This window comes from Thiorhodococcus fuscus (genome assembly GCF_042682685.1).
In the GTDB taxonomy this organism is placed as follows: Bacteria; Pseudomonadota; Gammaproteobacteria; order Chromatiales; family Chromatiaceae; genus Imhoffiella; species Imhoffiella fuscus.
In genome coordinates, this window is record NZ_JBHUHX010000002.1 from 26197 (window position 1) to 53040 (window position 26844).

The following is a 26844-nucleotide window of genomic DNA, read 5'->3' on the forward strand; positions in this document are numbered from 1 at the left end:
TCGTCCTCTCGGCGCCTAATCACCATACGGATGCGCGTCGGCAAGAGGACGATCCTTCGATCGAATCGACAAAAAGCCCCGGCCTTGTGCGCCTGCTGTTGCCGGGATCGAGGACAGAACATTCACGTCGGCAGGGGCTGGCTCCAGAGAGTGGAGGGCAAGCCCCCGGAAGACGCCCGCTCAATCAGGTCAGCTCGAACGGCGTCTGGCCTGCGGTCTGCCATAGTAGTCGTAAAGCACCGTCTCCTCTTCTTCGTTGATGAGGGTTTCGGGATCGTAGGCCGGTGCGTTTTCGAGTTGATCGGCTCCGACATCGAGCTTCAGCTCGCCGTCTATCCAGCCCACGTCGGAGATCCAGTCGCTGCCGATCAGCAGCTTCTTGGAAAACGGCAGGTACGAGGTGTCGAGCACGAGATAGCGAATCGCCCAGCTTTCGTCGTCGACGATGAAATCCGCCGCATGGCCGGCGTTGCGATCCTCTCGCGTGCGGATCCTGTAGCCGGAGACCTCCTCGATCGACCGGAGGTGGGTTTCCTCCTCAGCAGGCTCCTCTGCAAGTTCCTCTGGTTCCTCCCGAGGAATCAAGAGCTCCGGATATCCGTAGTTTCCCCAGAGGCCGGCGCCCATCCAGTAGTACGGCGTCGCGAAAAAGTCGTGATAGGCCCGCTCGTAGCGGCGTGAGACCGGCGCATCGGTGTCGAGTGGCGGGCACTCCTCAAGCTGTTTGCATGTCAGTTTGACCGGAATCGCCTGCGCCTCCCAGCTCGCGCGCTCGATGTGCGTCGGCGAGACCAGAACCTCGCGTCCGAGGAGCCAGGGGCCGGTCTTCGCGACCATGTAGCGCACGGCCCATTCTTCGTCGTCGAAGAGAAAATCGCTGCAGTGACCGATGTCTCCATCCGTTGCGACCAGGCGATAGCCTTTCAGCGCGGTGAGGCTTCGAAGCATTGAGACCTCCAAGGGGTCGAGTGCCCCAAGTGATGTGTGTCTCTGGAAAAACGCAGCATCCATGCCATAAAAAAGCGAACAGCTTCGTACCGGGTCGGCTCAACGCTCGTAAACGAGGCTGTTCGGGTGCACGCCCAAGCTCAGCAGATGCGCGTTGATCGACTCGACGAATCCCTGGGGTCCGCAGACATAAAAGGTCTGGTCCGGTCTGTCGATGTGCGCGGCGAGGAAGGCCGCATCGATATGACGGCCTTCTTGGCCTGTGTCGTGCTCGTGGGTGTAGGTCAGGATGCAGCGCTCGCCAAGGTAGTGTTCGAGTTCCGCGCGGCAGATCACGTCCCGCTCGGCCTTGTTGGTCAGCAAGAGCTGGTGCCCCTCCAGGGTGTCGTCGCGCGCCAACTGCCGGAGAATGGCCAGAAAGGGCGTGACGCCGGTTCCAGCCGCGATGAACGTGCCGGATCCCTGGTAGCTGATGTTGCCGAAGGGCTCGTCGAGCAGCAGCTTGGCGCCGGGTTTGAGTTCGTGCAGGGCGACGGTGACACTGTCGTGCTCCGGATAGCGTTTGACGGCAAGCTCCAGGATCAAATCGTCCGGCAACGAGGTCGGCGTGAAGGGCCGGCCCTCGTTGCGCCAGGCATCGTCGTCGATCTGGACCTTGACTCCCTGACCCTGTTTCCATGTCAAGCCGTCCGGCTTGGTCAGCAGGAGTCGCTGGACGTCGTGGGTGACGAACTCGCTCATCAGGAGTGTCGTTGGCTTGGGCATCGTGTTTTTCCTCTCGTCTGGGTCGAGTACGGCGGTGGTTGACGTTCGCTCCGCGGCACGTTGTTGCGTGGTGCCTGTTCAACCGACAGACATGACCGGGCTTGGGCATGCGCCTTCGAGGAGTGGACCATCGGTCGTTCCTTCGCACCTCTGATTCTGTACCTGGCGACTCAGCGTCTGAGCAAACCGCGTGCCTGGCGTCTGGCGGCAGGGCGTATCCGGGCGATTTGTGCTGTCGCCAGGCTCGGTCTGCTGAAGTGACGCCCAAAGCAAGGACTGCGCTCTCGGTCAGGGTTGCGTACCGCGTTGGTGTATTTGCCCCGACCGGCAGGTCAAAAGGACCGTCCGATCGCGCTTCGCGCGGATGCGGGCTTATCGCGTCCCGCTGGTCGCGGGATTCGACATCTTTGGTCCATGACTTGCTGCGGCTATGGGACCTGGCTCGCTCGTTCGGGTTGCGGCGTGCTCGATGTCCCTGTCATCAAGCCACGGAGACGCGCGCAATGCCCCCTGTCCGCGAGTGGGCAGCCACCGCCAGGAGGGACCATTCATGTTCTTCAAGCAGTTCTATTTGGAAAGCCTCGGTCATGCGTCCTATTTCGTCGGATCGGAGGAGACCGGCGAGGCCTTCGTGCTCGACGTGCGCCGCGATGTGGATACCTACTTCCAGACCGCCCGCGAGCAGGGAATGCGGATCCGCTACGCCTGCGATACCCATCAGCACAACGACTATCTGACGGGGATCTGCGAGCTTCCCGAGCGGGGGGACATCGAGCTTCTCGCAGGTGCGCGCGCGGAGCTTGGGTACAGTGTGACGCCGATGGACGACGGCCAGCGGCTGGAGATGGGCGAGGTGTCCCTCGAGTTCCTGCATACGCCGGGACACACCCCCGAGCACATCAGTCTCGTGCTCACCGACCGTTCGCGCGGCGACGAGCCGGCCATCTTCTTCTCCGGCGGTGCCCTGCTGGTCGGCGACCTGGCGCGACCGGATCTGCTCGGCGGTCCGGAGGAGGCGAAAAAGAGTGCGGAGGCCTTCTGCCAGACCCTGCAGAGCAAGGTGCTGACCCTGCCGGACTTCGTCGAGGTCTATCCGACCCACGTCGCCGGCTCGCTCTGCGGGGGCAACATCGGCAGCCGGCTCTCGACCACGGTCGGCTACGAGCGGCGCATGAACCAGCTGCTCGCGCGTCTCACCGACGTCGACGGCTTCGTCGGCCAGTGCATGGATCTGACCGATCTGCCCTCGGTTCCGCCCTATTGGCCGCGCATGCGCAAGCTCAACAGCGAGGGGCCGCCGCCGCTCGGCGTGCTGGCCGATCCGCCCCCGCTCGGCGTGGACGAGGTCGAGCGGCTGAGACGCGACGGCGTCACCCTGCTCGACTGCCGTTCGCCCGAGGCCTTCACCGCCCATATCCCGGGCGCGCTCAACGTGGGTGTCGGCACCTCGTTTGCGACCTGGGCCGGGAGCGTGGTGCCCTACGACCGGCCCATCGTCCTGGTGCTCGAACAGCCGGGCGACCTCTGGGAGGTCTGCTGGCAGCTGCTGCGGATCGGGTACGAGCTCCCGCTCGGCTGGCTCTCGGGCGGCATGCTCGCCTGGCGGACCGCTGGGATGCCGATCGACATCCTGCCGCAATGGACCGTGTGGGAGCTGAACGAGCAGATCGGGAAGCCCAACGATCTCATGGTGCTGGACGTGCGCCAGCCGGCCGAATGGAGCGCCGGACACATTCCCCAGGCCGTCCATATCACGGGTGCCGAAATCGGGCGGCGTGCCGACGAGATCCCCAAAGGCCGGCCGGTCGCGGTCGTCTGCGGCAGCGGCTTCCGGTCCTCGGTCGCCGCGAGCGTCCTCAAGCGTCAAGGTCACAAGGCGGTGTTCAACGTGCTCGGCGGAATGACCGGCTGGCAGGCGGAATCGCTGCCGGTTGTGCGCTAGGGGACAGTCGGTTTGATGAATTTTCGGCTTTGACGAGTGAGGTATCGACTATGACATTGATCCAAACCATGAGGACTGACTTCACGACATTGGATCCCGATTGCGACCTAAAGGAAGCCGCCGAGGTGATGCGCCAGTCCAGCCACTGGCTTCTGCCGGTCTGTCATGGACCACGGCTGGTCGGCAGCCTCTCGCTGCGCGATTTGGTCACTGAGTACCGTCGTGATGAAGGCGAGCGCGGCGCTCCAACGGTTGCGGAGGCCATGACTCGGAATCCTGTCAGCTGCGGGATGGAGATCCGTTTGGAGGAGGTGCGGAGTCTAATCTGCCGCACGCGGCAGCCGGCGATCTGCGTGACGAACGTGGACGGCGATTTGGTCGGCATGATCGACGTTTTCGAGGTCATCGACGCATTGACGGCGCCTCAGGCCTTTTCTGGTCCCGAGCCTGAGGGGGTACGACGGGTGCGCGGCAACGTCTAACGTTTAGAGAGGGAGACGATCGATGATCAACGTGCGCAAACTTGGGCCAATCGCCTTTGCAATCGCGGCCTTCACGCCTGTCGCGGCAAGCGCCGCCCAGGCCGAGGGCGGCAGTGGCAGTTATTACGACATGAAACCCGATTCCGATTACTTCGAATCGCGGACCCAAACCCCGCGAGTCATCAAAAGTCCGGTTCAGTCGCCGTATCCGCCCGAGACATCGAGCGAGGGCGAGTCGCGGATGGATGTGTCGCAACCGGGGATGTCGTCGAGCCCGTCGAGCGCTTCCGGCCAAGGGCGGCGAGGCGAAGACCGGTAGTGTCGGTCACGGAGCGAGCGGTGGTCGGGATGTCCAGCAGCAAGGACGCTTCCTCGGGCCAACTATTCCACGTCTTCGGGGTGTGTCATGCGGATGGGATCCAGCAGGCGTTTCAGGTCGTGCTCGGACAGATCGGTCATCTCGCGCGCCACCTCGATCACTTCACGGCCCTGCGCCTGTACCGCACGTGCGATCTCGACCGCTCGATCGTAGCCGATGCGCGGCGTCAAGGCCGTTGCCAGCATGGCATTGGAGCGGACGCGTTTGCCCAGGGACTCGGCATCGACCTCGAAGCGGGCGATGGTCTGGGTCTCCAGTGCCTCGGCCGATCCGCTCAGGAGGCGGATCTGCTCCAGCAGGTCGAGGGCGATGAGCGGGAGCATGGTCGCGAGCTGGAATCGGTTGTTTTGGCCGGCCAAGGCAATTGCGGCATCCAGTCCGATGACTTGGGTGCACGCCATGGACACGGCCTCCGGAATGACGGGATTGACCTTGCCGGGCATGATGCTGCTGCCAGGCTGCAGCTCTGGCAGTCGAATCTCCGCGAGACCCGCAACCGGACCACTGTTCATCCAGCGCAGATCCGTGGCGATCTTGAGCAGACTGATCGCGGTGACGCGCAGCTGACCGCTCAGCTCGACCGCCGTGTCCTGGGCGGAGATCACCGCGAAGGCATTGGGTGCCGGCTGGAATGCCAGCCCGGTGCGGGCTGCGAGCAGCGAGGCGAAGCGCTCGGCGAACTCGGGGTGGCTGTTGAGTCCGCTGCCGACGGCCGTGCCGCCCTGCGCGAGCCTGAGCAGGCGTCGCTCGACGTCGTTCAAGCGCTCGATGTCTGCGGCGATTTGGGCCGCCCAGCCCGATAGCTCCTGCCCGAGGGTGATGGGCACTGCGTCCATCAGATGGGTGCGACCGGTCTTGACGACCGAATCGAGCGTCCGCGCGCGGCCTTCGATCGCACGCTGGAGGGAGTCTAGGTGTCCGGTGAGCGCTCGCAGGGCCAAGGCGGCGCTGACATGGATCGCCGTCGGGATGACATCGTTGCTGCTCTGTCCGCGATTGACGTCATCGTTCGGGTGGACCGGGCGTCCGAGTCGGCGTTCGGCCAGCGTTGCGATCACCTCGTTGGCGTTCATGTTGGTGCTGGTGCCCGAGCCGGTCTGAAAGACGTCGACCGGGAATTGGTCCTGGTGGCGGCCCTCGGCAACCGCGTCCGCCGCCTCGGCGATGGCCTCGGCCATGTCCGTCGGCAGGGCCTCTAGTGCGCCGTTGACGCGTGCGGCCGTCGCCTTGATCAACCCCAGGGCGCGAATGAAGGCGCCGGGGAGCGGTCGACCGCCAATACGAAAATTTTCGACCGCAAGTCGCGTCTGTTTGCCGTAGAGCGGTTGGTCTTCGGCCTTGGCGGCGTCTGGTGTATTCATCACGTCTCGACCTCCTGGAGCGCCTGTCCGATCTGGTTCGGGCTCAAGGCGGCCGGACCGTCTTCGTCCGCGCTTGACCGTCTAATTCTCAGCGGTCTGCATGCCTTACCAGCCCGGGCGCCTCTTGCGTGACCGTCGTTGCCGAGCCGGTTTGTACGGCATCCGTGGTCGCTCCGTGGGTGTTTGCCGCGAGTCCAATCATCGCGATGCCGCCGACGATCAGGGCTCTGCTCAGAAAGGTTTTCATCTCGGTTCTCCTCTCAGTCTTGGTGTGAGTCGCGAGCGAATGCGGATAGCGGGCCGGCGGGTAACCGGGTTTGCTGGCGTTGTCTCAAGGGGGCCTGGGGTCGACTGACCCCGCTTGCCCCGATGGTCGGGGCAGGCGGTAATCGACCCCAGACCTCCAGCCCGGACCGCCGCTGGCGGCGGCTACAGATGGTCCGGGAACGCGCTGGGTCTAATGGAATTTGGACTTCGCGGACTTCAGCGCCTCGCCCAAGGCGTCTGCCGCTTTGCTGGCGCCGTCGCGGATGTCCTGCCAGGCGTCACCGCTCGAGTCGCGTAACTCCGCGAGCCGCGCCGATGCGTCGGCCTGTTTTTCCTTCAGCGTCGAGAGGTATTCCTCGTACTTCACCTTGGCATCGGCACTGGCGACCTTGGCCTTGGCCTCGAGTGCGCCGATCTCGTCGTTCCATTGGTCGAGTTTCGCTTTCATCTGGTCTACGTAGGCTTCTCGTTCGCTCATTATGAATTCCTCCGTTGTCGTTGTTGCAGGAAGCAGTGAATGCCAAGCAAAGACCAAGCCAAACATTGCCGGGCATCTTTCAAGCGGCATCTCGTGAGCGCTATGTGGCGCCAATGGCGAGCCAGCGCGTGATCTGCGCGACATGGCGTCCCTGGAAGCGCGCGATGGCCAACTCGTTGTCCGAGGGCTGGCGGCTGCCGTCGTCCTTGGCCATGGTGCTTGCCCCGTAGGGGGTTCCGCCGCTGATCTCGTCCATGTTTAGAAGCTCCTGGCAGGAGTACGGAACACCGACGACGACCATCCCCAGGTGTAGGAGATTCGAGTGGAAGGAGGTGAGCGTGGTCTCTTGTCCGCCATGCTGCGAGGCGGTCGATGTGAAGACGCTGCCCACCTTGCCGACCAAGGCGCCCTGCATCCACAGGCTTCCGGTCTGGTCGAGAAAGGTGCGCATCTGTCCGCACATGTTTCCGTAGCGCGTCGGTGTGCCGAAGATGATGCCGTCGTAGTCGGAGAGTTCCTCGGGTCGGGCGAGCGGCGCGGCCTGATCGAGCTTGGCACCGGCGGCGCGGGCCTGATCCTCGGGCATCGTTTCGGCGACCCGTTTCAGGCTGACCTCGAGACCCTCCACCTTCCGCGCACCATCGGCGACGGCCTCGGCCATCGTTTCCACATGGCCGTACATGCTGTAGTAGAGCACCAGCAGTTTGGTTGTCATTGCCTTTCCTCTCGTGGCTTGGATCAATGCGGTGGGGTTTGAACCTGAAAAGAGCTGTCAGCTTCCAGCCTCCAGCAGCCAGCTATTGAAAATCAGCAGCTTGGCTATTGGGGCGCTCTGCCAAGGCTCACCCATTCGGTGAAGCCCGCAAGAAGCGAAAACCTCGAGAAAATAGCCGCTGGAGGCTGATCGCTGGCGGCTGACTGCTTTTTCTAGGTTGAACGGTTGCCCAGAAGGCGATTCTTGAAAGTCCTTCAGCGCGTCTAATGGGCCACGCAGATTCGATGCCAGGCCGTGGGCGCGCCGGAACCGGGCGGGGGCTTCATCGTGGTGGGCCTTATGAGCCACCTCGCGGGGCATTTCAGCCGGTCGTTCGGGTCAGGCTTCCTGTGCGCTCGTCTGCGTGTCCTTTGCACGCTGCTCCTCCAGCGCTTTCGCCAGGGCGGCGCGGGGACGGGTGCGCCGCGCGAGCAGCAGATAGAGCACGGGCACCAGAAAGAGCGTCAACAGGGTCGCCGACAGCACGCCGCCGAGGATCACAAGCCCGAGGATCTTGCGTGTCTCGGCCCCCGGTCCCATCGCCAGGATCAGGGGTAGGGCGCCGAAGAAGGTGGCGATCGAGGTCATCAGAATGGGCCGCACGCGCGCCCTGGCGGCCTCCTCGACCGCCTCGCGCAGCGCACGACCGCGATCGCGCAGCTGGTTGATGAATTCCACCAGCAGGATCGCGTTTTTGGCCATGATTCCGATGGCGAGGATGAAGCCGATTTGGCTATAGAGATTGATCGAGCCGCCGCCGATCCACAGCGCCATGAGGGCACCGAAGACCGCCAGCGGCACACCGGCGAGCAGCACTAGCGGCTGGATGAAGCTCTCGAACTGGGCCGCGAGCACCAGGAAGACGATGGTGAGCGCCAGCGCGAAGGCGAGCGCAAAGGTTCGGCCAGAGCGCTGATAGTCCTGGCTGGCCCCGAGCCAGCGGATCTCGACTTCCGGTGGTAAGAGCGCGGCGGTCTTGGCCTCCAGCGCCGCGAGGGCATCGCCCAGTGCCGTGCCGCTGGTGAGCGTGGCCTTCAGCGTCACCGCCGGCAGCCTGTCGACCCGGTTCAGTTCGGCGGCGCGTCCGATGATCTCGGTTTCGATCAGCCCGCTCAGGGCGACCAGCGAGCCGTCCGCAGCACGGACATTGACCTCGCCGATGTCTTGCGGCGAGGCGCGATCGGCTTTGCGGGCGCGGACCATGACCTCGTAGGTCTTCGCGTCGATGGAGAAGTCCGTCACGTCCTCGCCGCCCATCAGGAGCTGGAGCGTGCGGCCGATGTCGCTGATCCCGATACCGAGAGCCGCCGTGCGGTCGCGATCGATGTGGATGCGCAGCTGCGGATTGGTCGGTTGATAGTCGAGCCGCGCCTGCGCCAGTTGCGGCATCGAACTGGTCTGTGCCAGCACCTGCTCGGCCAGTCGATGGAGCTGATCGAGATCCTCGCCCACCAGAGCCATCTGCACCGGCTGCCCGGCGTTGGAGCCGCCGAGACTGGGCGGATTGATCGCAAACACCTGAGCGCCGGTGATGTCGGCCAGTTTTGGCTGTAGCGAGGCGGTGATGGCGAACTGACTCCGCCGGCGTTTGCTCCAATCCTTGAGACGCAGGATCACGATGGCGGAGTTGACCGGTCCCTGACCAGCGCTGCGCGGCGCCACCAGCGAGATCACGTGCCGTGCCGGTCCCTCATCTTCGGTCAGCGGCAGCAACACGGCCTCGATCTTCGACAGGATGTCGCGCATGTCATCGAGGGTCGCGCCCTCGGGTGCGGCCACCGGGATGAAGACGACCCCGCGATCCTCGCGCGGCGACAGTTCGCGCGGCAGCTCCCGATACAGCCAGACCGTCGCGCCGAGCAGCGCCAGAGACAGGAGGACGACCACCCAGCGCCATTCGAGCACGCCGCGCAGCAGGCGCAGGTAGCCGTTGCTGGTGTGTTCGAAGCCTCGCGAGATCGCGCCATAAAGCGCGCCGTTCTGGATGCGCTCGGCGGCGATCAGCTTCGAGGCCAGGGTGACCCCGAGGGTCAAGGCGACCAGGCTCGACAGCGCCAGCGCGCCGCCGAGACTGGCCGCGAATTCGCTGAACAGACGTCCCGCATCGCCGGTCAGGAAACCGAGCGGGGCGATGACGGCCAAGAGGACCGTGGTGGTCGCCAGGACCGCGAAGGCCACCTCGCCGGCGCCCAGGTCGGCGGCCAACAGGCGTGGCTTGCCCCGCTCGGAGAAACGAAAGACGTTTTCGCTGACGACGATGGCGTCATCGACGAGCATGCCGATGGCCAGGATCAGTGCCAGTAGGGTCAAGACATTGATCGAGAAGCCCAGCGCGTAGAGCAGGATGAAGGCGCCGACGACCGAGGCCGGGATCGTTGCCGCAGGCACCAGGGTCGCGCGCCAGGAGCCCAGCGAGAAGAAGACCACGGCCACCACCAGCACGACCGTGATCGCCAGGGTCACCAGGATCTGATGGATGGATGCCTCGACGAAGGTTGCCGAGTCGTAGGCGATGGTCAGCTCGACATCGTCTGGAATGCGGTTGGAGAGCTGTTCGATACGTTCGCGCACGCCCGACGAGACCGCGACCAGATTGGAGCCGGACTGCCGGACGATGCCGAGCCCGATCGCATCCTTGCCGTCCAGGCGCACGGCGGTGCGATCGTTCTCCGGGCCGTAGTCGATCTGGGCGAGATCGCCGAGGCGCACCTGCGCGCCGTCGCGGTTGGCGACAATGAGTTCGCGAAAGGCCTCCGGTCTCTCCAGCTCGGTCATGGTGCGCAGGGTCAGCTCGCGGGTGTCCGATACCAGACGTCCGGCCGGGAGTTCCAGATTGCGCGCGCGCAGGGCCTGTTCAACGTCGAGTACGGTCAGTGAGTGCGCGGCCAGTTTGGCCGGATCCAGATCGATGCGCATGGCATAGCGGCGCTCGCCGCCGAACAGCACCGTCGCCACGCCGGAGACCGTCGACAGGGGATCGACGAGGACGCGATCGGCGAGATCCGACAGCTCCAAGCGGTCCATGGTGTCGCTGGTCAGCAGCAACCACATCACCACCTGAGCCTGGAGCGAACGCTGTGCGATCTCGGGCGCCTCGGCCTGCTCGGGCAGCTCGTTGCGCACCGTGGAAATGCGGTCGCGCACGTCGGCGGCGGCTAGATCCAGGTTGCGATCCAGGGAGAATTCCACCTCGACGCGGCTGCGCCCGTCGCGCGAACTGGAGCGGATCTGGCGCACGCCGTCGATGCCGCTGAGCGCCTCTTCGATGGGTTCGGTCACCTCGCGCTCGACCACTTCGGCCGAGGCGCCGGGATAGATGACCGTGGCGGTTACGGTCGGCTCGTCGACATCCGGGTACTCACGCACCGGTAGCGTCAGCACGGCGAAGATGCCCAGTACCAGCAACAGCAGCGACAGCACGGTGGCCGCGACCGGGCGGGTGACGGCGAGGGTCGTCGGTTTCATCGCCGCACCTCCGTCGTCGATTCGGCGGGGGGCGCTCCGGTATCGGGCGGCTTGGCTGCGGAGGTCGGGCGCACGGCGAGACCGTCCCGCAGTCCCTGAAGCCCGGCGACGACGACGCGCTCGCCTGCCGCGACGCCGTTGTGAATCTCGACCCAACCGTCGCGACGCGTACCGGTCTCGACCTGTCTGCGCTCGACCCTGGCCTCGCTGTTCTTCTCATCCTCCGCCGGTGACCTCAAGGCATAGACCAAGGTGTTCGGCCCCTCGGTGATCACGGCGGCCTCGGGGATGCGTAGCGTTTCGCGCTGGCCGACGATCAAGGCCACCTGCATGAACATCCCCGGTTTGAGCAGTCCATCCGGGTTGTCGAAGGTCGCCTCCAGCGGCAGGGTGCGGGTACCCGGATCGACCTCGGTGCCGATCAGGGTCAGGGCGCCGTCGAAGCGCTGCGACGGATAGGCCGGTGTCGTTGCCTCGACCCTTTGATAGGGCGCAATGCGTCCGATCTCGACGCCGGGAACCATGAACAACAGATCCAGCGGTTGGGTGCGGCTGAGACGTGCGATCGGATCGCCGGGCTTCAGCAGGGTCCCGATACTGATCAGGCGGCGACCGATGACGCCGGCGAAGGGGGCCTCGATGCTCCGGTCGTCGAGATCCTCCCTGGCGATGCGCAGTTGTGCCTTGGCTTCCCGGGCGGCGGCCTCGGCGCTGTCCATTTCCGCAGCGGAGACGAAATCCCTCGCCATCAGTTCCTCGCGTCTCGCCTCGGCGCTGGAGCGTTGCTCCAGACGTGCGGCGGCGCGCTCGACCGCCGCCTCGGAGCGATCGCGTTCCAGCTCGACCAGGAGCGTGCCCTTGGCGACGCGCTGGCCCTCCTCGAAGTGCATCTTCTCGACACGTCCGGCCGTGCGTGCGGTGATGGTCACCGCCTCCGGCGCTTGCAGCGTGCCGGTCGCGCGGATCCTGTCGGCGATGGTCGCGCGCTCCACCCGTGCTGTCTCGACCGTCGGTGGCGGTCGTTCCTGCGCTGCGTCTTCCTTTCCGCCGTTTGCGAACAAGGTCTCGCGGAAAAGCCAGGCGGAGAGGGCTGTTCCGACGGTGAGCGTCAGCAACAACAGCAGCAGGATTCGTCGTGTGTGAGTCGTCATCGCATTCCTGAGCAGCCGAAGGCAGGCCGCTTCTTTATCGGGGTGGCATCGGTGACAGGCGTAAAAGCAACGGCTGTACCGGTTTTGCTCGCACCCCGTGCGACAGAGGTGTCACGACCGCCTGGATGTGGCGTTCGGCCGTACCGGCCTCATTGGCCTGGACCTGTGGTCGAGCGCGGTTCCTCTACGAACTTTTACCGTTCCTTTTGAGATGCCTTCGATGGAGGGGGATTTGCCCCGGCGAAACCGCCGAAGCGGGTGAAATGCACCCCGATGGTCTGGCCACGGCGGCCATTGGCGCGACGCGGGTGACGATCACGGTTGGCATCTCGTTTGCTTTTTTGATCCGTCATACGTTCAACCGCGCCCTCCGCCATGCGCAACGCAGGGGAAACCCGAAGAGAAAAGGCTCGACCACCGGTGGCGGAGCGCAACACACGAACTGCGTCGAGGAGGACCTAAGGAACTTATGAGCGAAGCGAAAGAGGCGGCGGCGATCCGCGATCATTGGCCTGAGCCTCTCTTCGGCACGCTGAGCTGAGTCGGATTGATGTCCTCTCCCGAACACTGGTCCTTGGGCCTGACGCTCCTCGTCTTTGTCGCGAGCGCAGCGACCATTGCCTTTGTCGGAATCCGCATGGCGCGCTTGGCGGACCGGCTGGCCGATCTGACCGGGCTTGGCGAAGCGGTTTTCGGTGCGGTCCTGCTCGGGGCCAGCACCTCACTGTCCGGCATCGTCGTGTCCATGACCGCCGCCTCCGCTGGCAAGGCGGAACTGGCCGTCAGCAACGCCGTGGGCGGTATCGCGGTGCAGACCGTCTTTCTCGTCGTCGCCGACCTCTTCTACCGGCGCGCCAATCTCGAACACGCCGCCGCCTCGCTGCCGAATCTCATCAACGGGGCCATGCTGTGCGCCTTGCTCGCGGTGCCGCTGATGGCGGCGACGGCACCGCCGGTGACGCTGTTTGGCGTACATCCGGCGTCGCTCTTCCTGTTGGCCTTCTATGGGTTCGGTTTGCGCTTGGCGTCCCTGGCCCGGGATGATCCGGCCTGGCATCCGGTACGAACCGGTGAGACCTTCGAAGATGTTCCGGCCGAGATCGTCGCCGATGGGGCGGGGCAGGGCCGGCTTTGGATGGAGTTCGCGGTGGCCGTGGTTCTGGTGGGAGCCGCCGGTTATCTCGTAGGCCTCTCAGGAATATCGCTGGTGCGTGTGACGGGCCTGTCCGAGACCCTGGTCGGCGCCTTGTTGACCTCGGCGGTGACCTCTCTCCCGGAGCTCGTCACCGCCGTCGCGGCCGTCCGCCAGGGCGCCTTGACGCTTGCTGTGGGCGGCATCATCGGCGGCAACACCTTCGACGTGCTGTTTCTGGCGCTCTCCGATGTCGCCTATCGGCCGGGGTCGATCTACCACGCCATCGGCGAGCAGCCGCTGTTCATCATCAGTCTGACGATCCTCTTGACCGCCACGCTGCTGCTTGGACTGATCCGACGCGAGCGCAGCGGGATCGGAAATATCGGCTTCGAGAGCGGGTTGGTGCTGATGTTTTACGGTGTCGGTTTCAGCGTCATCGCCTTTGGCTGAGCAGCGATCGGCCCGATCGGCCATAAGTGGTGCTATGCGATCGCTGAAATCCGGGAGGCGACCACGGGGCAGCGCCTCCGTGGGCATCAAGGGGCCAGGGTATGCGCGCGCTCGCGCTGCAGGATCCGCGCGTTCGTGAACGTCAGGACCATCTGCGACACCTGATTTTCCAATGCCGATCAAGGCGCTGTCGCCGGCAGTCCTTGGTCGCTTGATCTTGGCCTCTTGTCTGGCGTCACTGGACTTCCTTCCCCGATGACGCGGATACTCCCTGGCCATAGGCTCCTGTTTTTAGGATCGACATGGCCCGAATGGTGGACGTGAACGAGCGTCGGCGGTTTGAATCTGCTTACATCTCTGCCCCGAACCGCAGGTGCTTCTGTGAGACGGCCATTCGTCATGCCGCCGAGATATTGGGGCTCGACCCTGTCCTCGTCGCCCGTCTGATTCTGGACCAGCAGCCTGTCGCGACCCTGGCCGTATGGCAGGACGGACAGTCGATCTCCATCTGGTCCGACGATCCCGCCTTCCCTCTCTGTGCTCAGGTCTTGAGCACGGGGTATTGCGCCATCGAATCCGAGCTCGATTTCACGTACCTCCGGGATGAGTATTTGGAGTGGTTCACTGCCAAGGGCGACGTCGGCGAGCTGAGTCTCGATTCGGCGGTCGAGACGCGCGCCATTCGCGCCGGGATCCCTCGCGCGCCACTGATCGACATCGGCCCGATCCGGGTGAACCGAGGCATCCTGGCTACGCGTGCGGGCGCCGAATTCGGGCAGTGCGAGGCGATGGCAAGGCTACGTCAGGAGCACGACACGGTCCGCAACATCCTGCAGACGGTCGAGGCCATCATCGTCGCCCTGGATCTCGATGGCCGTATCACACTGGTCAACCGCAAGGGCTGTCAGTTGCTGGGCTATCAGGAAGCGGAATTGATCGGCCGGGACTGGTTCTCGACCTGTCTCCCTCACGACATCGATGTAGCGGAAATCCGCGCCATCCATCGCAAAATCTTGAACGGGGACCTGCAGGGCTCGGAATGCGTCGATAACCCGGTCCGTACCCGCTCGGGCGCGGAACGCTTGATCGCGTGGCACAACAACAGTATCCGAGATGCCGAGGGACGGGTGATCGGCAGCCTCAGCGCCGGCGAGGATATCACCGAGCGTCGACGGGCCGAACGCAAACTGGCCGACAGCGAAACGCGCTATCGCCTAGCCTTTCAGACCAGCCCCGACTCGATCAATATCAATCGGCTCGCCGACGGGCGCTACCTGGATGTCAACGGAGGGTTCGAGCGCTTGACCGGCTGGAGCCGTGACGAGGTGATCGGCAAGCGATCGCGGGACATTGGAATTTGGCGCGACCTGGGCGTTCGTCGGCAGCTCGTGAATGCGCTTGCACGCGATGGCTATTGCGAAAATCTAGAGGCCCGCTTCGTCAGAAAAAACGGCGAGATCGCCACCGCCCTCATGTCGGCCCACCTGATCATCCTTGAGGGCGAAACCTGCATCCTTTCGATCACGCGCGACATTACCGATAAGAAGCGGGCGGAAGAGGCCTTGCGGGACAGCGAGGCGCGTGCCAATAGCATCCTGCGCGCCGCGCCCGTGGGCATCGGCGTGGTGGTCAGGCGTCTCTTCATGGAGGTCAACGATACGCTGTTGCGCATGACCGGTTACCGTCAGGACGAGTTGATCGGTCAGTCGGCACGCCTGCTCTATCCGTCCGACGCGGAATTCGAGCTCGTCGGGCACGAGAAATATGACCAGATTCGGGCGCAGGGCATCGGCACCGTGGAAACCCGCTGGCGATGCAAGGATGGATCCCTGCTCAATATCATTCTGTCATCGTCGCCGATCGACCCGGACGATCTCGACAAGGGCGTGACCTTCACCGCTCAGGACATTACCGCGCGCAAGGCGCACGAAGAGCAGATTCGCAACCTTGCCTATTTCGACCCCCTCACTGGACTTCCCAACCGCCGCTTGCTGGTCGATCGGCTGGAGCACGCGCTGATCGCCAGTCATCGCAGCCGCCAATACGGCGCCCTGATGATGCTCGACCTGGATCAATTCAAGGCCATCAACGATACCCTGGGGCATGATGTCGGCGACCGCTTGCTGGTCGAGGCCGCCCGGCGCATGACGACCAACGTCCGCGAGGGCGACACGGTCAGTCGCTTGGGGGGGGATGAATATGTCGTGATTCTGGAAGGTTTGGGAACCGATGAACAAGCGGCGGCCAACGCAACCGAGATGACTGCGGAGAAGGTGCGTTTCGCCCTCAGCGCACCCTATGCGCTCACGTGCGCCGAGCCGGCCCATTACTGCACGTCCAGTATCGGCCTGACCCTCTTTCGCGGTTACGACACCTCCATCGAGGTGTTGCTCAAGCAGGCGGACGTGGCGCTCTATCAGGCCAAAGACGCGGGACGCAACGCGGCCCGCTTTTTCAACCCGGCCATGCAGAAGACCATCGAGTCGCGCCTGGCGCTGGAGACCGCGCTGCGTCAGGCGCTGTTCAAAGGGGAGCTGGAGCTCTTCTATCAGCCTCAGATCGACCAGAATGGCCGCTGTTTCGGCGCCGAGGCCTTGTTGCGCTGGCGCCGACCGGGTCATGGTTTGGTCGCGCCGCTGGAGTTCATCCCGCTGGCGGAGGAGACCGGACTCATCCTGCCGATCGGTCAATGGGTGATGGATACGGCCTGCGCTCAGATCAAAGCGTGGGAGGCGAGTGAACGGACCCGCTTCCTACGCATGGCGGTCAATGTCAGTGCGCGGCAATTCCATCAGCCCGACTTCGTCGCGCAGGTCCAGGCCAGTCTGGAGCGATACGGGGCCAATCCGCAACGGCTCAAGCTGGAACTGACCGAAAGCGTGGTGCTGGAGAACGCCGAACAGGTCGTTAGCCGAATGAACCAGCTCAAGGCGCTGGGGGTGGGCTTTTCGATGGACGACTTCGGCACCGGCTACTCCTCGCTGTCCTATCTCAAACGACTGCCGCTGGATCAGTTGAAGATCGACAAGTCGTTTATCCGCGACATCGCCACGGATCCAAGCGATGCAGCCATCGTCCGGGCCATTCTTGCCATGAGTCAGTCACTCGGACTGGAGGTCGTCGCCGAAGGCATAGAGAGCGAGGCGCAGCGGCGCTTTCTGTGCGAGAACGGCTGCCACCGCTTCCAGGGCTATTTGCTCGGGAGACCCAAGCCGATTGAGGAATGGGAAACGCAACCCGATCTTGGAGCGGATGCGGACCGGGCGACATCGCCAGCCTCTGAGTGAATGGACGCGCCCTGATGGGCGATCCGTGATGCCGCTGTTTTCGCGTCTGTTTCGGCCGATCAGAGAGTCGATCGAATCCAAGATGCTGTGCGGATCGCAGCAAAACGTCTCGGAAATTCGGTATGCAAGATAGGACGCAAACCATTCGCTCATCTCCACCTGAGTCTGTACGCGCAGGGAACGCCGGCATTCGAAGCCTCATTCCCTGGATCGTGCTGCTGGCCACCTTGCTGCCGGTCTTGCTGGCGTGGAACGGCTTGAGCGAACAGCGGCGGTTGCTCGCGAATCGACAGTTCGAGCTGCTCAGCCGCGAGATCCGCGAGGCGATCGCCCAGCGTCTGCTCGACCACAAACAGATCCTGCTCGGCGGTGCCGCCCTGTTCGACGCCAGCAAGGAGGTGTCCCGCGAGGAGTGGCATACCTATGTCGAGCGGCTGAGCTTGGCGAAGAACTACCCCGGCATCCTGGGCGTCGGCTACAGCCAAGTCATCCAGCCCGATCAGCTGGCGGCCCACATCGCCGCAGTGCGCGCACAGGGCTTCCCCGACTATCAGGTCAAGCCGCCCGGCGAGCGTCCGCTCTATACCGCCATCGTCTATCTGGAGCCCTTCTCCGGGCGCAACCTCGCTGCTTTCGGCTACGACATGTTCTCGCAGGAGACCCGACGCGCGGCCATGCAGTCGGCCGTCGACACGGACGCCACGACCATCTCCGGCAAGGTCAGATTGGTGCAGGAGACTCACGGTAAGGAGCAGGCCGGGTTCTTGATGTATGTCCCCATCTATCGGCCCGGTCTGCCTCTGGACACGGCGCAGGCGCGTTGGAAGGCGCTCAGGGGCTTCGTCTACAGTCCCTATCGCGTCGATGACCTGATGGACGGGATCCTCGGCGAGCGCAGCAGCCGGTCGATCGACTTTAGAATCTACGATAGCGATCACGCCGAGCCGAGTTCCCTCATGTTCGATTCCGCCGAGCATCACGCCCCCGGATCGAATCCGCACCCCAGTCATCGCAGTCAGCAGCAGATCCATGCCTATGGCCGTACCTGGACGCTGAACCTATACAGCCGACCGGGCTTCGGTGCCGAGGCCGATTCGGTGACCAATTGGCTGGTGCTCGGACTGGGCATCGGCATCAGCCTGGCGCTTTTCGCCCTCACGCGCCTGCTGCTCGATCGTCGCGCGCAGGCGCTGGCGCTGGCTGCGGAGATGACCGCTCGGCGCCAGGAGTCCGAAGAGCGTTTCCGCTCGGTCTTTCTGCATCTGGGACAGGGCGTGGTCATCCACGACGCCGACGCGCGCATCCTCGATGCCAATCCCGCCGCGCAGCGCATCCTTGGAACGACCATTGAACAGATGCGGGAACTGACCTCGGTCGACTCGTTATGGCAGGTCGTCCACGAGGATGGGAGCAGCTTTTCCGCCACCGATTATCCGGTGATGATCGCCTTACGGCGCGGCACGCCCGTCACGGATGTCGTGATGGGGGTCCGCCACGCTCGTGCCGTGCCATGGCGTTGGATCCTGGTCGATGCCTACCCCAGACAGGAGGCGACCACCGGCCGTGTGCACCGGGTCTATGCAGTCTTCACCGACATCACCGCACGCAAGCAGGCGGAGCTTGCCCTCAAGGACCAGTCCCGGCACACGCAGGCCATCCTGGACAATGTGATCGACGCCATTATCACGGCGGGTGCCGGCGGCATCATTGCCTCCTTCAATCTGGCCGCCGAGCGTATCTTCGGCTATGCGGCTGCCGAGGTGGTCGGAAAGAACCTCAGCATGCTGATGCCCGAGCCCTACCACACCGCTCACGATCGCTATATGAGCCACCACCTGCGTACCGGCGAGCGCAAGGTCATCGGTTCCGCGCGCGAACTCACCGGGCGGCGCAAGGACGGCGACACCTTTCCCATGGAGCTGGCGGTCTCCCGCATCGAGCGCGACGGCCAGCCCTTCTTCATCGGCATGGTTCGCGACATCACCGAGCGCAAGCAGTTGGAACGCATGAAGAGCGAACTCATCTCGACCGTCAGTCACGAGCTGCGTACCCCGGTCACCTCCATCCGTGGTGCACTCGGCCTGGTGATCGGTCGCTATGCCGAAGCCCTGCCCGAGAAGGGGCGCAATCTGCTCCAGATGGCCGAACGCAACAGTGCCCGCCTGACCTTGCTCATCAACGATATTCTCGACCTGGAGAAGCTCACCTCCGGGCGCATGAACTTCGATCTCCATTCCAGCGATCTCGTCTCGATCGCGCGCCAGGCATTGGAGGCCAATGAGGGCTATGCCCGTCAGCACCAGATGACGCTTTCGGGGAGCTTCGAGCTGACGCGCGCACCGGTGTTGGCCGACGACAATCGCTTGCTACAGGTCTTCGCCAATCTCATCTCGAATGCCGTCAAATACTCACCGCCGGGAGGCGAGGTCAAGATCGGGCTGCGGCGCCAAGGGGATGGATTCCGCGTCAGCGTTCAGGATCAGGGACCGGGCATTCCCGAGGACTTCAAGGGCCGCATCTTCGAGCGCTTCGCCCAGGCCGACAGCTCCGACACCCGCGAGAAGGGCGGTACCGGACTGGGGCTGTCCATCACCAAGGTGATCATTGAGCGGCACAATGGACGCGTCGACTATGCCTCTCCAACAGGGGGCGGCACGATCTTCTACTTCGATCTGCCCGAATGGACCGCGCGCAGCCCGGATGTCACGGTCGCCGATCCGCCGCCAGATACGCCGACGAGCGAGAAGGATTAGCCTCTTAGGAGCACGCCATGACACTGCATATCCTGCATATCGAAGACGAGCCGGACATCCGGGAGATCGTCGATTTCGCGCTGGAAGAGGGCGATTTTCGGCTGACCCAGTGCGCTTCCGGAGAAGAGGCGCTGACTTGTGCCTCGGAACTCTCACCCGACCTCATCCTGCTTGACGTGATGATGCCGGGGATGGACGGTCCGACCACGTTGCAACAGTTGCGGGCGCTAGAGAATCTGGCTCGGACCCCGGTTATTTTTATGACCGCCAAGGTTCAGCCGAAGGAGTGCGAGTATCTCAAGACGCTCGGGGCGCTTGGGGTGATCTCCAAGCCTTTCGATCCCATGCGGCTCGGCGAGGAGATCCGCGCCCTTCTGCAGCCTCTCTAGTCTGAACCCCTCTTATCCCCAAGCCCTATGGAGAGCCGCTTATGTCTTCATCTCAGCCGAGTCGTCGCGGGAGACTGCGCCAGATGGAGGCGCAATTCCTCAAAGCGCTACCGACTCTGCTCCATGAGTTGGAGGTGGCCTGGTCGCAGACCCTGGAGCCGGCAAGTCCGCCAAGCGCCCTGGATGGCTTTATTCATCTGGCGCACAGCCTCGCGGGCACTGCCGGAACCCTCGGGCAGCCGGCGCTCGGTCGCCATACCAAGGAGATCGAGTGTCTGGCCGAGCGGCTCCGCCAGACGGAAGGCCCCGTCCGCTCCGAGTTGGCCGATCGCATCAGCGCACGTATCCGGGCGCTGAAACCGCAATCGGCACAGGTTGCGGAGGGCCAGGAAACCGCCGAAGAGGACGGCGCCTCGCTCTCCGGCTGCAGCAGCTGGACGGAGACGACGGATGAGCGAGCGCCCTGTCTGCTGCTGATCGAGAACGATCCGCGAGTCGCCGCAGAACTGTCGGAGCAGCTTGGCCACTTCGGCTGGGATGTCGTCCGATGCGCGCGCACGCAGGTCGACAGGATGCGCGACACCTGTCGGCCCGTGGCGATCATCTCGGATGAGATCCTTACGGAAGGACCATCGTCAGATTTTAGGCTCGGCCCCCCCGCGCAGCGACCCGCCACCCACATGCCCGTCATCATCGTCTCCGAGCGTTGGGACTGGGACAGCCGGCTGGCCGCAGTGCGCACCGGGGCCGACGCCTATCTCGCCAAGCCGCTCGATATCCACCGCTTGGCCGACCTGCTCGACAAGCTGACTGGCGAGCAGTCCCAAGATCCCTATCGCGTGCTGATCCTCGACGACGAGGTGCGCTCCGGAGACTATTACGCCGAGTTGCTCAGGGGCGCCGGCATGCATGCCGTCGCCATTAGCGAGCCGCGCAGATTGCTCGACAGCCTCAATGAGGTCGATCCGGAACTGATCCTGATGGATCTGCACATGCCAGACTGCAACGGCATCGAGGCCGCGCGCATCGTCCGTCAGGACGAGCGCTATACCAGCGTGCCCATCGTCTTCCTGTCCGGCGAATCCGATCGTCAGCGGCAATTGTCCGCGATGGGAACCGGGGCCGACGATTTCCTCTCCAAGTCCATCGGCGATACCTACCTGGTGAGCGCGGTCGAGCTGCGGATCGCCCGCTTTCGCTCGCTCACCGCCCTCATCCGCCAGGACAGTCTGACGGGGCTGCTCAACCGGATCGCCTTCGACCTTCAGGTCGAGGCCGAGACGTCGCGTGCGAGCCGGAGCGGTTCCCCCTTGGCGCTCGCCATGCTGGACATCGACCATTTCAAGCGGATCAACGACACCTATGGCCATCCCGTGGGCGATCGGGTCATCAAGAGCCTGGCGCAGCTGCTGCGCAAGCGGCTGCGTCGCTATGACATCATCGGACGCTATGGCGGAGAGGAATTCACGATCCTCATGCCGGATACCCCGCTCGCGGCCGCCGAAAAGGTCTTGAACGAGCTGCGCGAGCAATTCGCCCTGCTGCTCCTGTCCAGCGCGGGCGATCATTTCCATTGCACCTTCAGCGCCGGACTCGCCGCTCTGGACGACCACCCCGGCCAGGAATTGACGGCCGTTGCCGACGCGGCGCTCTATGAGGCCAAGCGGCTCGGGCGCAATCGGGTCGTGCGCGCCGGCAAGGACATCGCGTGAATATCAGGGCGCCAATCGCGTCGATCTCGCTCTCGACGATGCGCTTGGACGCTTGAATCCGCGATTTCAGGCAGATCAAGCGCACAAAAAAACCGGGCGAAGCCCGGTTGATGTGTCTATTGGGTTGATTTCTGGTGCGCGAGGGGGGACTCGAACCCCCACAGGTTTCCCCACTGGAACCTAAATCCAGCGCGTCTACCAATTCCGCCACTCGCGCGAATCCGCGCATTCTACAGTGGATTGGATCAAAGGCGTAGTGCTGGAACGATGCTTCCCCCGCCGACCGGGGTACCGGTCGGCGGGGGAAGCGTTTCGAACGCTGTTTCGAGGGTCAGGGTTGGACCGTGGTCAGGCCGACGCTCACCCAGTCCTGCATGCCTCCGCGATACCACTTGAGTTTGTACGTCGGGTAGCCGATGCCGACCAGGGTCTTGAGGTTGGCGGTCGATTGGGGACACCAGATGCCGTTGCAGAAAAGCACCAGCGTTTTGGCCTCGCTGAAGTCCCAGGTGCCGGTTTCGGCGTTGCGATCGGCTCCGAATTCGTCTTCCAGGATGTGATCGAAGGTGTCTGCTTCCGAGGGGGTCTCGAAGGTGCCGGCCGAGTCGCGGCTGATCTTGTTCCAGGGGACGTTGACCGAGCCTGGGATGGTGCCGCGCATGACCCAGTCGGGTGTGCGCGAGTCGACGACCATGATGTTCGACTCGCCCTGGGCGATGCGTTTGAGGTATCCGAGCACCTCCAGTTCGCCGATGGTTTCGACGCCCTCGATGGCGACGATCGGCTGGACGCAGAAGGGCGGGCAGCCCCGGTCGGTTTTCTGGAAGATTTCGGGCAGGGTGGCGTCGCGGTCGTGACCGCGATAGATGGTGATGGGCTTGCCTTGGTAGACCGCCTCGACGCTCTTGAGCGTCGGCGTGATCATGTTGTCTCCAGCGAACGCTGAGATGGATAGCGTCAAGCAGGCGAGCAGCACCAGCGCGGTCAGATGCAGTGTTCTACGCATGATGGAATTCTCCCCAACGAGGTAATACGGCGTGTGTGGTCGAGATGGCCTTCTGATGTGTCGTAGCGGCATTCCTATTGCCGTCTGCGCATATAGGAGGGGAAGTCCGCGTCTTTCTCGGCCATGGCCTGTTCGTATCCGAGCGTGCCTTGATGTTGGGCCTTGACGGCGAGTTCGGTTGCCTCCTCAAAACGGCCTGATTGTTCGAGGTCCTTTGCATCTTGGATCATCTGGGCGGTATCCCGCCATTCTCCACCGACCGAGGCGGCCTGCTTGCGTGCCTTCTCGGCGGCGTCGATCGCCTGTTTGGCCTTGCGGTCGGCGGCCACGTCGGTGGTGACGGCGCCGCTTGCCTTTTCGTAGGCGAAGGTGTCCTGCATCTTTGCCTTATTGGCGATCTCGACGGCCTTGGTGAACTGGCGCGAGGGCATGAGCTTCTCGGCCTGCTCGATCAGGGTTTGGGTTTGCAGCGAGGCGACATCGGCCTCGGCGGCCTTGGCGTGGGCCGTCTTGGCTTCCGCGATGGCCTGCTCCGCCTCGGTGCGATGTGTGGCCCAGGCGCTGGTCATGGGGGCGATGCCCAGCGATAGCACGGCGATGATGGCCGCGATGGAACGGTGACGGTTCTTCATCTGGTTTGGTCTCCTCGTCTTTCGTATTCGGTCGGCCGGGGCATTGGATCCCCGGCGCCGGGCATCACTTGCGCGCGCCCGGTCCATTCAGTTCGAGGCCGTTGTTCATGTAGGTGAGAAAGAACTCGAGATCGCGATATTCCTCGCCCTGAAGCTTGAAGGGTTTGGCGCGAACCTGTTTGTTGCAGCCGGAAAAGCGGCGGTGCAGGGTGCCCATTTCACCCCATTTGGAGCGGTACACGGGAAAGTGCGTCGTATGTCCGAAGGCCGGGCTGAGGATTTCGGTGCGCAGCGTGGTGCCCGAGTTGCCCATGTGACACTGGGCGCATGAGAAGTTGAGCTGGCCACGTCGGGCGAAATAGAAATGCTTGCCCTTTTCGTAGGCCTCCAGGGCGCGCGGATCGTCGCTTGGGATCACGACGTTGGTGATCTGTCCGCGTGATTGGAAGGCGATGTAGGACAGCAGGTCGGCGATCGGCCCCTTGCCGTATTTGAGCGGCTTTTCCTCGTTCTCGACGCGGCATTCGTTGATGGCGAGTGGGAGCGTGACGACCATGCCTCGATCGCGGTCCCAATAGGGATATTTGGACTCGATTGCCGGGCCGTCGGGGAAACAGTCTTTGTAGGTCTTGCCGTTGGCGAAGGCGGTGTTCCACATGATCTCGCCGTTGCTGATCGCGTTTTCGTAGGGCGGGAATTCCTCGATGGCCTCCCAGTTCTCGCGCCCGACGGGATCGATCGCATAGGCGCCGTTCTTGAATTCGTCGATCGGAACGCTGGGGAAACGATGCTTGAAATACTCCTGGAAGGTGGCTTGATCTTCCGCAGGCGTCGCGGCGGTTGCGGCTGGAACGGCCAACAGGCAGGCGAGGGCGGTTGCGAGCAGGTGGGTCTGTGTAGGGTTCATCGGCTGTTGCCTCCCGTGACGGTGGATCAGAGCGACCAGATGTACTCGACGACGTCGACGAATTCCTTCTGGGTCAGGATCTCGTGCTTGCCGAAGGGCGGCATCACCGCCTCGGGGTTCTTCACCGTCGGATCCCAGATCTGCCGGGCCAGCGCCTTTTTGCTGGCGAAACGAGTCTGCATGGTGATCAGGACCGGGCCGATCGCGCCCGGTCCCTCTGAGCCGGCCATCATGTGGCAGGCGACGCAATTGCCTTTGGCGCGGTCGTTGGCGATTGCCTTGCCGGCGGCGGCGTCTCCGTTGAGATCCCAGTCGGGCATGTCGACGAATGCGGCGCTCGCCGTCAGGGCCGCCAGACCCAGTGGGACGGCAAGCAAGGTCTGGCGCGATGGGCGAAAGGACAACATGAGCGAAACCTCCTCGGCTTATTGGTGTGTCTATGTCATTGGATCCGGTCGCCGTTCGCTAGAAACGGCCGACTGGATTGTGCAATGTCATGGCGGTCGCGTTCCGTAGGTGATACCGGCTGCCGCGCTCCGAATCCTAGCATGGACACGGCTTTCGACCGTTAGTGGAAAAATCGGCCTCTGCCGGTTTGGGGTCAGATGGGGGGCAAACCGGATTCCGAAAGGGCCGAACGGCTGGTATTCCAGAGGCTTGGCCAAATATAGAGTCATCCGATGGGCCTCGGCCCCGGTCTGTGCGGCACACACGAAAGGGACGCTTTGCGTCTCTCCACTACCGAGGAGGAAGTTCAGCCAATGTCGCTATCACGACGGGATTTCATGCGTCTCTTGGGCCTGGCCGGCGCGGCCGGGATGCTGCCCGGTGGCGCCTTCGCCGCTAAACGTCTTCCCACCGATCTCTACGAGACGCCCAAGTTCGGAAACCTGCGCCTGCTTCACATCACGGATACGCACGCCCAGCTGAATCCGATCTATTTCCGCGAGCCCAACGTCAACATCGGGATCGGCGACGCGCTTGGCAAGGCGCCTCATCTGGTCGGACGGGCGCTGTTGGAGCACTTCGGTATTGCGCCGGGCGGGATCGAGGCGCATGCGCTGACCTATTTGGATTTCGCCAAGGGTGCGGAGCAATTCGGCGCCGTTGGTGGATTCGCGCATCTCAAGACGCTGATCGAGCGTTTGCGCGCCGAGGCTGGGGACGGCAACAGTCTGCTGCTCGATGGCGGCGATACCTGGCAGGGATCGGCGACGGCCTATTGGACGCGCGGCATGGACATGGTCGGCGCCTGCAATCTGCTCGGCGTCGACGTCATGACCGGGCATTGGGAGTTCACCTATCGCGATGTCGAGGTCATCCGCAATATCGGCGCCTTCAAGGGCGATTTCGTCGCCCAGAACGTCAAGGTTCGCGAGGAGGCCCTGTTCGACTACAAGTTCGAGGACTTCGCCGGTTTCGACGAAGACATGGGCTTGGCCTTCCGGCCCTACAGCATCAAGGAGATCGGCGGCGTGAAGGTGGCCGTGGTGGGGCAGGCGTTTCCCTATACCCCGATCGCCAATCCGCAGCGCTTCATCCCCGACTGGACCTTCGGGATCCAGGACGGGCGGATGCAGGAGATCGTCGACCAGGTGCGTGAGGAGGAGAAACCGGCCCTGGTAGTCGTCCTATCGCACAACGGCATGGACGTCGATCTCAAGATGGCCTCGCGGGTGACCGGGATCGACGTCATCTTTGGCGGACACACGCACGATGGCGTGCCGACGCCGACCATCGTCGCCAATGCCAGCGGCAAGACCCTGGTCACCAACGCCGGCTCCAACGGCAAGTTCGTCGGGGTCATGGATCTCGACGTCAAGGACGGTAGGCTGCACGATTACCGCTATCGTCTGCTGCCGGTGTTTTCGAATCTCCTCAAGCCCGATCCGGCCATGGCGGATTACATCGCCGGGGTGCGCGCGCCCTACAAGGCGAAGCTAGAAGAGAAATTGGCCGTGGCCGAGAAGACCCTCTACCGGCGCGGCAATTTCAACGGCACCTTCGATCAGGTGATCTGCGATGCCCTGCGCAAGGTCCATGACGCCCAGATCAGTCTCTCTCCCGGATTCCGCTGGGGCACCACGGTGCTTCCGGGGCAGGCGATCACCATGGACAACGTCATGGATCAGACCTGCATCACCTATCCCGAGACCTATCGGCGCGAGATGACGGGGGCGGACCTGAAGGCGATCCTCGAAGACGTCTGCGACAACCTCTTCAATCCCGACCCCTATGTTCAGCAGGGTGGCGACATGGTGCGGGTGGGGGGAATGAACTATGTCTGCGATCCGACCGAGGCCATCGGTCAGCGCATCCAGGATATGAGTCTCGACGATGGGACCCGGATCGAGCCGGACAAGACCTATGTGGTCGCGGGTTGGGCGACGGTCGGCAGCCAGTCTCCGGGTGAGCCGATCTGGGAGACGGTCGCGACCTATCTACGCGATATCAAAACGGTCAAGATCGAGCGTCTGAATACGCCCAAGCTCAAGAACGTCGCTGGGAATCCCGGTCTGGCCGATTACCCTGCGCTCGTTTGAGTGGCGAAAAAACGGGGCCAATGGCCCCGTGCGTCTAG

Annotated in this window: 21 protein-coding genes and 1 tRNA gene; 9 read left to right on the plus strand and 13 right to left on the minus strand. The window is 63.6% G+C overall.

The annotated features are described in order from the left end of the window. Window positions 1-189: 189 nt before the first annotated feature. Both ACFSJC_RS00890 and ACFSJC_RS00895 read right to left on the minus strand, forming a co-directional pair. Window positions 190-948, minus strand: a complete 759-nt coding sequence (locus ACFSJC_RS00890; protein WP_386021855.1) for a PRC-barrel domain-containing protein — start codon at window positions 946-948, stop codon at window positions 190-192. 99 nt (window positions 949-1047) lie between these two features. Then, window positions 1048-1713, minus strand: a complete 666-nt coding sequence (locus ACFSJC_RS00895; RefSeq protein ID WP_386021858.1) for an FAD-binding oxidoreductase — start codon at window positions 1711-1713, stop codon at window positions 1048-1050. 550 nt (window positions 1714-2263) lie between these two features. Between ACFSJC_RS00895 and ACFSJC_RS00900 the strand changes: the two genes are divergently transcribed. The 3 genes from ACFSJC_RS00900 (at window position 2264) to ACFSJC_RS00910 (ending at window position 4456) form a co-directional block, all read left to right on the plus strand. Beyond that, on the plus strand, window positions 2264-3655 hold the full coding sequence (locus tag ACFSJC_RS00900; protein WP_386021861.1) for an MBL fold metallo-hydrolase: 1392 nt from the start codon (window positions 2264-2266) through the stop codon (window positions 3653-3655). A gap of 68 nt (window positions 3656-3723) precedes the next feature. Further along, on the plus strand, window positions 3724-4137 hold the full coding sequence (locus ACFSJC_RS00905; protein WP_386021864.1) for a CBS domain-containing protein: 414 nt from the start codon (window positions 3724-3726) through the stop codon (window positions 4135-4137). 22 nt (window positions 4138-4159) lie between these two features. Beyond that, the gene (locus ACFSJC_RS00910; RefSeq protein WP_386021867.1) at window positions 4160-4456 is read left to right on the plus strand and encodes a hypothetical protein; all 297 of its coding nucleotides are present in this window, start codon (window positions 4160-4162) and stop codon (window positions 4454-4456) included. A gap of 62 nt (window positions 4457-4518) precedes the next feature. Here ACFSJC_RS00910 and ACFSJC_RS00915 read toward each other — a convergent pair whose 3' ends face one another. The 6 genes from ACFSJC_RS00915 to ACFSJC_RS00940 form a co-directional block, all read right to left on the minus strand. Continuing rightward, complete coding sequence (locus tag ACFSJC_RS00915) at window positions 4519-5877, minus strand: class II fumarate hydratase (RefSeq protein ID WP_386021869.1); 1359 nt, start codon at window positions 5875-5877, stop codon at window positions 4519-4521. An 88-nt stretch (window positions 5878-5965) separates the two neighbouring features. After that, the gene (locus ACFSJC_RS00920) at window positions 5966-6124 is read right to left on the minus strand and encodes a hypothetical protein (RefSeq protein ID WP_386021872.1); all 159 of its coding nucleotides are present in this window, start codon (window positions 6122-6124) and stop codon (window positions 5966-5968) included. 210 nt (window positions 6125-6334) lie between these two features. Continuing rightward, the gene (locus ACFSJC_RS00925; RefSeq protein ID WP_386021875.1) at window positions 6335-6622 is read right to left on the minus strand and encodes a sll1863 family stress response protein; all 288 of its coding nucleotides are present in this window, start codon (window positions 6620-6622) and stop codon (window positions 6335-6337) included. A gap of 100 nt (window positions 6623-6722) precedes the next feature. Next, window positions 6723-7337: an NAD(P)H:quinone oxidoreductase gene (gene wrbA / locus ACFSJC_RS00930; RefSeq protein ID WP_386021878.1), complete on the minus strand. Its 615-nt coding sequence runs from the start codon at window positions 7335-7337 to the stop codon at window positions 6723-6725. A gap of 378 nt (window positions 7338-7715) precedes the next feature. Beyond that, window positions 7716-10841 carry an efflux RND transporter permease subunit gene (locus ACFSJC_RS00935; RefSeq protein WP_386021880.1) on the minus strand — a complete coding sequence of 1042 codons (3126 nt, stop codon included), beginning with the start codon at window positions 10839-10841 and terminating at the stop codon, window positions 7716-7718. Next, window positions 10838-11992, minus strand: coding sequence for an efflux RND transporter periplasmic adaptor subunit (locus tag ACFSJC_RS00940; protein ID WP_386021883.1), 1155 nt, complete (start codon window positions 11990-11992; stop codon window positions 10838-10840). The genes ACFSJC_RS00935 and ACFSJC_RS00940 overlap by 4 nt, the downstream gene beginning before the upstream one ends. A 550-nt stretch (window positions 11993-12542) precedes the next feature. On the opposite strand from ACFSJC_RS00940, the gene ACFSJC_RS00945 reads away from it, so the two are divergent. The 5 genes from ACFSJC_RS00945 (at window position 12543) to ACFSJC_RS00965 (ending at window position 21718) form a co-directional block, all read left to right on the plus strand. Further along, window positions 12543-13577, plus strand: coding sequence for a sodium:calcium antiporter (locus tag ACFSJC_RS00945; RefSeq protein ID WP_386021886.1), 1035 nt, complete (start codon window positions 12543-12545; stop codon window positions 13575-13577). 413 nt (window positions 13578-13990) lie between these two features. After that, on the plus strand, window positions 13991-16864 hold the full coding sequence (locus ACFSJC_RS00950) for a sensor domain-containing protein (protein WP_386021889.1): 2874 nt from the start codon (window positions 13991-13993) through the stop codon (window positions 16862-16864). A gap of 122 nt (window positions 16865-16986) precedes the next feature. Then, complete coding sequence (locus tag ACFSJC_RS00955) at window positions 16987-19617, plus strand: CHASE domain-containing protein (RefSeq protein ID WP_386021892.1); 2631 nt, start codon at window positions 16987-16989, stop codon at window positions 19615-19617. A 17-nt stretch (window positions 19618-19634) separates the two neighbouring features. Next, window positions 19635-20006, plus strand: coding sequence for a response regulator (locus ACFSJC_RS00960; RefSeq protein WP_386021895.1), 372 nt, complete (start codon window positions 19635-19637; stop codon window positions 20004-20006). A 41-nt stretch (window positions 20007-20047) separates the two neighbouring features. Continuing rightward, window positions 20048-21718 carry a diguanylate cyclase gene (locus tag ACFSJC_RS00965; RefSeq protein ID WP_386021898.1) on the plus strand — a complete coding sequence of 557 codons (1671 nt, stop codon included), beginning with the start codon at window positions 20048-20050 and terminating at the stop codon, window positions 21716-21718. Window positions 21719-21850: 132 nt separating this feature from the next. On the opposite strand, the gene ACFSJC_RS00970 is transcribed toward ACFSJC_RS00965, so the two are convergent. From ACFSJC_RS00970 to soxX, 5 genes are all read right to left on the minus strand, one after another. Beyond that, window positions 21851-21935 (minus strand) — tRNA-Leu (locus ACFSJC_RS00970). Window positions 21936-22049: 114 nt separating this feature from the next. Then, complete coding sequence (locus ACFSJC_RS00975) at window positions 22050-22724, minus strand: rhodanese-like domain-containing protein (RefSeq protein WP_386021901.1); 675 nt, start codon at window positions 22722-22724, stop codon at window positions 22050-22052. Between the two features lie 74 nt (window positions 22725-22798). Continuing rightward, window positions 22799-23356: a hypothetical protein gene (locus tag ACFSJC_RS00980; RefSeq protein ID WP_386021903.1), complete on the minus strand. Its 558-nt coding sequence runs from the start codon at window positions 23354-23356 to the stop codon at window positions 22799-22801. Window positions 23357-23420: 64 nt separating this feature from the next. After that, window positions 23421-24263 carry a sulfur oxidation c-type cytochrome SoxA gene (gene soxA / locus ACFSJC_RS00985; RefSeq protein WP_386021905.1) on the minus strand — a complete coding sequence of 281 codons (843 nt, stop codon included), beginning with the start codon at window positions 24261-24263 and terminating at the stop codon, window positions 23421-23423. A 26-nt stretch (window positions 24264-24289) separates the two neighbouring features. Further along, a complete protein-coding gene (gene soxX, locus ACFSJC_RS00990; RefSeq protein WP_386021908.1) occupies window positions 24290-24670 on the minus strand; it encodes a sulfur oxidation c-type cytochrome SoxX in 381 nt (126 codons plus the stop codon). 354 nt (window positions 24671-25024) lie between these two features. Between soxX and soxB the strand changes: the two genes are divergently transcribed. Beyond that, window positions 25025-26806 carry a thiosulfohydrolase SoxB gene (soxB, locus tag ACFSJC_RS00995; protein ID WP_386021911.1) on the plus strand — a complete coding sequence of 594 codons (1782 nt, stop codon included), beginning with the start codon at window positions 25025-25027 and terminating at the stop codon, window positions 26804-26806. The last annotated feature ends 38 nt before the right edge of the window (window positions 26807-26844 follow it).